The organism is Candidatus Cyanaurora vandensis (assembly GCF_013285555.1).
GTDB classification, from domain to species: Bacteria; Cyanobacteriota; Cyanobacteriia; order Gloeobacterales; family Anthocerotibacteraceae; genus Cyanaurora; species Cyanaurora vandensis.
Genome location: NZ_JAAXLT010000097.1, coordinates 1 through 8,022 on the forward strand (window position 1 = coordinate 1; position 8,022 = coordinate 8,022).

An 8,022-nucleotide genomic window follows, 5' to 3' on the forward strand; every position below is an offset into this window, starting at 1 on the left:
CGCTGCTGCTGGCGAGTCATCGTCAACGGTAAATGCTGTCTGTGAGCCAGTAACCGCAAGGGAATCACCGCGCCTTTAGGACGGTGAGTATGTCAATAGTCCTTTATTACCTACTACCAAACCTGCCCTCTCCTCCAAAGCTAAGGAGCGGGGACGACCAGAACAGGCGTGACTTTTAAGATTTGCGTGGACTGTCCTTCACGGGTGGCGTAGGCCTTTTTGTTAAGATCACGGCGAAGCCTTAGGACTCCGATGTGCTGACCAGTTTTCGGCAGATGTTAGCCTCCCTAAAAGCGGATGTACGCATTATTTTCGAGAAGGACCCGGCGGCGAAGGGGCTGGTCGAAGTTGTCCTCTTTTATCCTGGTCTCCACGCGGTCTTGGCCTATCGGTTGGCCCACTGGCTCCACAAACAGAATATCCCAGTTCTCCCGCGCTTAGTCGCTTTTTTGGCCCGTTTTGCCACCGGGATTGAGATCCATCCCGCCGCCTTGATTGGCAAAAACTTTTTCATTGATCACGGGATGGGGGTGGTCATCGGCGAAACCGCGATCATCGGCGACAACGTTTTGATGTACCAAGGCGTAACTCTCGGTGGGACTGGCAAACAACTGGGTAAACGCCACCCCACCCTCGGGGATAACGTCGTCGTCGGAGCCGGGGCACAGGTCTTGGGCAATATCGAAATTGGTAATAATGTCCGCATTGGTGCGGGTTCGGTGGTCCTCCACACTGTCCCCAGTGATTGCACAGTCGTGGGCGTCCCCGGTCGAGTGGTTTATCAGGGCGGCAAACGCCTGGACCCCCTGGCCCACTCCCAGGTCCCCGACCCGGTAGCCGATGTCATCCGTGATCTGATCCAACGGGTAGATGAACTGGAACAACGCCTAGCCAGTCCACCCCGTCCCCTCAGCCGCACGACCGATGAGTATCGCAATGGACTGGGGATTTGATTGCCACAGTTCACAATAATCAACTACCTTATAAAACGTTCTCCTGGATTGACTCCATGCTGCTTTCCGGTATTGTTCGGCTCTTGACGCTAGCCTTGGTGGTCCTCCCGGTCCAAGCCCAGACTGAATTAGAAAAACAGGTTCTGCCCACGAACCTAGAACAACAGGTCCTTGAGATCATTAAGCGCAATCCGCAGGTAATCCTAGAGACCGTAGCGAATTATCGAGAACAGCAAGCCCGTGAGCAACAACAGGCCGAATGGCAAAAGAATCTAGCTCAACCCGTCGTGGTCAACATCCAGAACGCACCCAGCCTCGGACCCGCTGAGGCCAGTTTGACGCTAGTAGAGTTCTCAGACTTTGGATGTCCCTTTTGTGCCCGGGCGAACACGACCGTCAAGGCTCTGGTAGAGAAGTACAAAGGTGATATCCGCTTGGTTTACCTGCACTACCCCCTCCCCTCCCACAAACAGGCCAAACCCGCTGCTCAAGCTGCCTGGGCCGCTGGTAAACAGGGTAAGTTTTTTGAGTACCATGACCGTCTATTTGCCCTCAACGCCAAACTCGCTCCCAATAACTACGAGGCCATTGCCCGCGAACTAGGTCTGGACATGGTGCAATTTAATAAGGACCGCAAGAGTCCCCAAGCGGTGGCTCAAATAAATGCTGATTCCAAGCAGGGCCAAAGTTTAGGGATTGAAGGTACTCCCACGTTTATCCTCAACGGTGTAGTTCTCAAGGGCGCGCGGCCCCTAGAGGACTTCGAGACCGTAATCCGCTTGATTAAAACGGTCCAAGTACCCGACCGCTGAATCCACTGAGGTCAAACAAACGTGAGTCCGGCTTAAGTGGAGTGTCAACAAAGACTCTGTCCATAGAATGAGTTTTAGAAGTAAGCCAATGAATACACTCATGTTATGCACAGCACATACAAAGGTTGGCAGGTCCTGCTCACGCCCAAAGCGGACACTGCCGATGGTCGTCCTCATAATGACATTTTGTTGAAGGACCCTACGGGGTTAGAATTTGTTCGCCTCTCAGATGGCAGTACTAAAGACTCAAAAATCCTAGCTGAAAGTATTATTGATGAACTTGAGGATGGTTATACACGTAAGAATATAAACAATAAGTACAAAGGTTGGCAGATCACACTCACTGCCAAAGCAAACAGCGGAGACGGTCGTCCTCATAATGACATTTTATTGAAGGACCCTACGGGATTAGAGTTTGTTCGTCTCTCAGATGGCAGTAATGAAGATTCAAAAATCCTCGCCAAAAGTATCATTGATAGTATTGATGAAGTTTATAGGGATCGTTAGTCATCCTTGAGTTTCTATCTAAATTTTATTGTGAACTTTGTTTGGTTAACTCTGAAATAATATTAACTATAACTTCCAAAGGCACAGGTTTGGCGATATCGATCTGATAACCAACTGTTACGCCTAGTGGGTAGTCCCGATGATCAGTGGTTAACACGGTATCAGGGGGCAATCTGGCCTTCTGGGTACTCAGAGCGCGTACTTGCTGGATGAGTGCATAGCTGTCTTCATCAGGCATGGCAATCTCACCAATCAGGATATCAGGCTCCCACTCAGTCAGGGCTGAGAGGGCGACTTTAACCGATGGCGTACTGCGTACTTGAGCTTGGCGCAGGACAATACTTGCTAGGTTTCCAGCTTCGACATTACTGTCTACCACTAAGACCTTAAGCTGGGTTGGGCTTAGGGAAGGGCTCGGTGATTCTGCCACGGGCATCTCCAGTAACACCGAGCGCAGATCTTCTTCTCGGATAGTACTTACGGTGAGCCGAATGGTAAAAGTCGCCCCCTGTCCCTCGCCTGGGCTCGTCGCCTCAATCGTACCGCCATGTAGCTCGACTAGCTGATGGGCAATGGCAAGCCCTAAACCCAGTCCATGATAACCAGTTGTGGTACTACGCCCCTGCCGGAAACGCTCAAAGATATGGGGCAAAAGCTCAGGAGCGATGCCCCGTCCCGTATCACTGATGGTAACTACAACCTCTGTACTGACACGCTCTAGGCGGACTTCTACGCGTTCACCAGGGGGCGTAAACTTGATTGCGTTAAAGAGAATGTTCCAAATCACCTGCTGTAGCCGACTGGCATCGCCCAATACTGTTCCCACATCTGCTGCTATGTTAACTGTGACTTGAACTCCTTTGTTGAGTGCGATAACAAGAATTGAGTCAATAGCAAGCTGGACGATTTCAGCCAGGATGACCAGCTTTAGATCGAGACGGAGCTTACGATGCACCAGCTGTGTAATGTCTAATAGGTCTTCAATGATTTGATTCTGAGTTTTTGCATTACGCTCAATGATTTCTAAGGCGCGTTGGCTAGTAGCGGCGTCAGTTGTTTTACGCCTTAAAATCTGGGTCCAGCCCAGAATAATGTTTAGAGGATTCCGTAACTCGTGGGCGACAGTGGCAAGAAACTCGTCCTTAAACTGACTCGCCACCTCCGCTTCTTTTAAGGCTTTTTGTACTAGCGTCAACTGCTGATTTTGCTCTGCTGTCAATAATTCAAGTTGTGCCACACGCTTACGCAGGGCAGTGATCTCCACCACTGACAATTCTCCAGACAACTGCTCATCCTCCATTAGCTATTCCTTGGACATAGGTTGGCTTGATTAGTAGGTACAAATACGGGTTCAAACTCATAATACGTGTGAGTATTTATACTTAAAAAAGCCAGCAATCTGTAAAAAAAATGCGTCCTTTCACTCGTCATGATTTACTCCACGCGAATTTTTCCACTTGTAATCGTAAGCAAGGCGAAACCTAGCACAAATCTGTCTAGAGTCATAGTTTCACTTTGCGCGGCAGTGGGTCCTGGCAACATTAGTCCCGCCGCTCCTGAAGTTCTGCACTATGGAGAAGAGCCTAGACCGAGCGATATACTCTGAATAACCAACATCACCACCATGACTGAGCTTTTTGGACGCAACCCCAACTGGCTAGAACGATTACTCACGCGCCGGGTCCCCCAGAACCTTGCGGCTTATGCCGTGGCCTGTTGGGGCGGGGTGCAGTTCGTGGACTGGCTGACCGAGCGGTATCAAGTCTCGGCCTACCTGACGGATTTTTTTGTTTACACCGTGATTCTGCTCGTGCCGAGTGTGGTGATTTTGGCCTATTTTCGGGGAGAGTCGGGGCCGACACCGTGGTCCTGGGTAGAGAAAGCTGGGATTCCCCTCAACTTGGTCGTGCTGGCAGGCGTTCTTTTTCTCAATTTCCAGGGCAAGGAATTGGGGATGGTCAACACGATGGTCACAGTCCAGGACGGCAATGGGCGTAATGTGCAGCGGGCAGTTCCCAAGGGAGCTTTTCGTAAACACATCGCTTTATTTTTTTTCCAGAATACCAGCGGGGAGCAGGGGCTGGATTGGTTACGTCAGGGGGTGCCGGACTTACTCGCTACGGATTTGTCCCAGGACCTCTATTTAGATGTGCGCGACGGTTATGACTTAGTGGAGCGTATCCAAAAAGCAACGTTTTCCTACCGGGATGACCTGGGATTGGGACTAGAGCGGGATATTGCCAGTTATTACCGACTGGAGTATTTGGTACGTGGGACTTTTAGTAAAAACAAAAATCGTTATCGCATCCAGGTCACACTCTACGAAACCGAGCGAGTGAAACAATTGACTCAACGGGTTTATGAGGGGGAGGATTTATTTGCGTTAGTAGACCGGATGAGCGTACAACTCAAACAGGATGTGGGCGTTCCAGTCCAACACCTTGAGCAGGGACTGGATATGCCCATCGCTGAAGTTTCCACCCAGTCCTTACCCGCCCTAGCCCACGCCATCACCGCCCAGAACTTACTCAAGTTTGACCAAGACTATCGCGCCGCCGCCCGTCAACTCGAACAGGCCGTGGCCCAGGACCCTACCTACGCCATGGGGCATTATTTACGGTTTGTCACCTTCTTCAACAGTGGCGAGATTGACCGCGCTAACCGTGAAATTAGAAAAGCTAAGCGATATATCTTCAAGTTAACGGAATACTATCAGTTCGTTGCTAATTCAAACTTTTATTTCGCCACGGGACAAGCACAGGAACAACGCAATGTCCTCAAGCAATGGGTAGCCCTGTATCCAGAGGATGTCCAAGCCCACAGTCGTCTAGCCCGATTTTATGAAGGCACGACCCAATTTCAAGAAGCTATCCAAGCGAGTGAACGGGTCCTAGAGCTAGATCCAGACCAGACCGAATATCTTTTGCAGATCGGCGAACTCTACGCGAGACAAGGCCAACCGCAATAAGCCCTCAGTCGTTACCAAGCTTATCAAGAGCGTGTTCCAAACCAACCCGCTGCCTACCTAAAAATAGGCGGACTCCATGAAGCTCTGGGCGATTTTGACCCAGCGCGACAGGCTTATGAAAAGGCCTTAGGGGTAGACCGAGAAAGCATCTCAGCCCAACTCAGCCTAGGCGTTATTGAGATGAAATTGGGAAATTTTGACCGGGCTTACCAACGGTTCCAAAGGGCTCGCCGTACCAGTCAACTCCCCGAGGAATTGGCCAATAGTTACTCAGACTTAAATGATTACTATCGCTTGCGGGGGCAGTGGGAAGCTGCTGTTCAACAACTACCTCAATTCCTCACCCAAGCGGAGAAATCCCAATCTCCCATTGCTACCTTAGTTCTTCAATCCTTCTTAGTAGATGCTTACCCCCAAGCGGGTCAGACCGAGCGTGCCCTAACCCTCCTCAAAACTCAGCAGGCCCAAGCCCAAGGCAATCGTTTACTTACCGCGTTTGTCCAGATAGGCTACCTCAAGCTGTATCTTGCCACAGGAGATGGTGAGCGGGCTAGTGGCTTAATCGCGACCGTCGAGCGGGTCTGTGCTGAATACGGAGTCCAAAGTATTACCTGGGAAGCCCGCTTCACTAGAGACAAAGCTCGGATTGCTGAACTCCGGGGTGATTACCCCCAAGCTCTCCGGCTCTACGCCCAATACCTCCGGGAGCGTCCCCTCGACCAAGTGGCCCAACTCGACCTAGGCCGGGTCTACCGTCAGCTCAAAGACTGGTCCCAGGCCACCACCGCCCTCAAAAAAGCCCTGCAAGTTTACCCGAGCCATCCTGAGGCCCATTACGAACTTGCCCAAGTCCTCATCGCCCAAGGCCAGCTAGCCCAGGCCCGTGCAGAAATCCAGCTTGCCCTCAAAGCGTGGGCCAAAGCTGACCCCGGCTATCCCCTCGCTCGTCGTGCCCGTACCCTAGCCCTTACCCTCGGACCAAGCCGGGTGGGTCAGTAGGGCTGCCAAGACCCTGACCCCCCGCAGTTGATTAGAGGAAGGTAGGTGGCCCTTTGGCGCAGTGGTATCCCAGGTAAACCCCTGGGGATAGCGAGTGAAGTCATTGCCCTGCCGCCAACCAATCAGGGGCCAGAGTTTCTCCCAGTCCTTGCCCACCCTCAGCCAAAGGACACGCTGGATGGAGAACCCGAACTTGCCCCCAGAATATGCCTGCCATAGCTCGTCCATTATTTGTAGGTCCGTCGTCTTGATGCGGTCTACTTCCGTGAAATAGAGCCAACCCCGCTTGGCTGCCAGGGGTCCCGTCAATTGACACAGCTTGGCGAGGGTGAGTCGGTCCGCCGCCTGGAAATCCTGGTCCATCAACAATTGCCGCAGGTCATCGTGTGGGTGGGTCATCGGTCTCCTAGGGCTTACCGCCGCCCAACAGGTACAGCAGGGCCATGCGTGAAGCTAGCCCTGTGGTCACTTGTCGGTCAATCAAACTCAACTGGGGGTCGTCCATCAACTCCGACGTTATCTCGACATCGCGGTTAGTAGGTCCAGGGTGCAACAGTTTGACCCCCGGCGCACAGGCTTTCAGACGTTCGTGGTTTAGTCCGTAAAGCTGGTGGTATTCGCGCAGCGTGGGGATGAGTTGCTGGTCAATGCGCTCCTGCTGAATCCTGAGGGCCATCACAAAATGGGCACCCTCTAGGGCCGGAGCTAGCTGGTGGTGAACCGTGGCTCCGAGTTCCCTAAAGAGTTTGGGGACTAGGGTGGGGGGTCCGGCGAGGTGGACTTCTGCACCACAGTGCTGCAAGGCCCACAGGTTAGAACGGGCCACGCGGGAATGGAGGACATCCCCGACGATAACCACTTTTTTGCCCCGCAATAACTGGGGACGCGGCTGGTCGGGGTCCAGACTGTGACAGAGCGTATAGAGGTCCAGTAGACCCTGGGTCGGGTGTTCGTGTTGTCCATCCCCAGCATTGAAAACCCGGACGCCCCAGGCGTCCACATCGCGGGCAATCAAATGGGGTACTCCCGGCTCGCGGTGGCGCACAATAAGAATCGCCACGCCCATCGCACAATAGGTGCGGGCGGTATCAAGAATCGTCTCGCCCTTAGTCAAGGAAGAAGTACTGGGGCTGAAGTTTAATACATCCGCCGATAGGCCCTTGGCTGCCATTTCAAAACTAGAACGGGTGCGCGTCGAACTTTCAAAGAAGAGGTTGACGACGGTTTTGCCCTGGAGGGTCGGAACTTTGCGGTTCTGACGGGCCAATACCCCCTGGAAAGTATGGGTGGTCCTGAGAACTAACTCGTATTCCGGTGGCGTAAAGTCTCGTAAGCCAAGGATATGCCTGCGCTGCCAAACCAATGCACTCACCCTCGTCTTGTTAGCCCATTGCGAAAGCTTGCGGATGGGGAGACTCGAACTCCCAAGGATTGCTCCACTAGTCCCTCAAACTAGCGCGTATACCGTTCCGCCACATCCGCATGGTCTCCTCATCATAGGAAATGCCGGGTACGTCGTCAATCAAACCCAATTTTCGGGCAAGCCCAATAGCTCTTAATACACCCATGGGCTGCAAAGGTGCGGGCTGAAAGCGACGAGACGCATTTACGCTAGTTCTTTAACGGCCCATTTTACGTTTGAGTTCTTCGAGGGCTTGGTCTGTTTCCCATTGGTCAAAGAGGGCTTCGACTTCGCGGTTCGCGTGGGGCAGATTCGTGATTCGGCGCTCATCGCTCGCCAGGTCGGGGCGATCAAAGGCAATCTGGTGGCGAGCCCGGCGTA

The 8,022-nt window shown here is 52.6% G+C and carries 7 protein-coding genes, 1 tRNA gene and 1 pseudogene; 5 read left to right on the forward strand and 4 right to left on the reverse strand.

Features of this window, described 5'->3' with window-relative positions; translation table 11 throughout:
- The first annotated feature begins 257 nt into the window (after positions 1–257).
- From cysE to HFM78_RS06430, 3 genes are all read left to right on the forward strand, one after another.
- Positions 258–953 (forward strand): serine O-acetyltransferase, encoded by a 696-nt coding sequence (cysE, locus tag HFM78_RS06420; protein ID WP_287128607.1) that lies wholly within the window; start codon positions 258–260, stop codon positions 951–953.
- A 56-nt stretch (positions 954–1,009) separates the two neighbouring features.
- Complete coding sequence (locus HFM78_RS06425) at positions 1,010–1,765, forward strand: thioredoxin domain-containing protein (RefSeq protein ID WP_287128601.1); 756 nt, start codon at positions 1,010–1,012, stop codon at positions 1,763–1,765.
- Between the two features lie 105 nt (positions 1,766–1,870).
- Positions 1,871–2,272: a hypothetical protein gene (locus tag HFM78_RS06430; RefSeq protein ID WP_287128602.1), complete on the forward strand. Its 402-nt coding sequence runs from the start codon at positions 1,871–1,873 to the stop codon at positions 2,270–2,272.
- Positions 2,273–2,297: 25 nt separating this feature from the next.
- Here HFM78_RS06430 and HFM78_RS06435 read toward each other — a convergent pair whose 3' ends face one another.
- On the reverse strand, positions 2,298–3,572 hold the full coding sequence (locus HFM78_RS06435; RefSeq protein ID WP_287128603.1) for a hybrid sensor histidine kinase/response regulator: 1,275 nt from the start codon (positions 3,570–3,572) through the stop codon (positions 2,298–2,300).
- Between the two features lie 324 nt (positions 3,573–3,896).
- Here HFM78_RS06435 and HFM78_RS06440 point away from each other — a divergent pair, with 324 nt between their 5' ends.
- Positions 3,897–5,240 carry a hypothetical protein gene (locus HFM78_RS06440; protein ID WP_287128604.1) on the forward strand — a complete coding sequence of 448 codons (1,344 nt, stop codon included), beginning with the start codon at positions 3,897–3,899 and terminating at the stop codon, positions 5,238–5,240.
- A 12-nt stretch (positions 5,241–5,252) separates the two neighbouring features.
- A pseudogene (locus HFM78_RS06445) lies at positions 5,253–6,239 on the forward strand (tetratricopeptide repeat protein); the annotation flags it as partial.
- Here HFM78_RS06445 and HFM78_RS06450 read toward each other — a convergent pair.
- The 3 genes from HFM78_RS06450 to HFM78_RS06460 form a co-directional block, all read right to left on the reverse strand.
- A complete protein-coding gene (locus HFM78_RS06450; RefSeq protein ID WP_287128605.1) occupies positions 6,201–6,638 on the reverse strand; it encodes a GUN4 domain-containing protein in 438 nt (145 codons plus the stop codon). The pseudogene HFM78_RS06445 and the gene HFM78_RS06450 sit on opposite strands and share 39 nt — an antisense overlap.
- A 7-nt stretch (positions 6,639–6,645) precedes the next feature.
- Positions 6,646–7,611 (reverse strand): aspartate carbamoyltransferase catalytic subunit, encoded by a 966-nt coding sequence (locus tag HFM78_RS06455; protein ID WP_287128606.1) that lies wholly within the window; start codon positions 7,609–7,611, stop codon positions 6,646–6,648.
- Between the two features lie 29 nt (positions 7,612–7,640).
- Positions 7,641–7,721 (reverse strand) — tRNA-Leu (locus HFM78_RS06460).
- Positions 7,722–8,022: the final 301 nt, after the last annotated feature.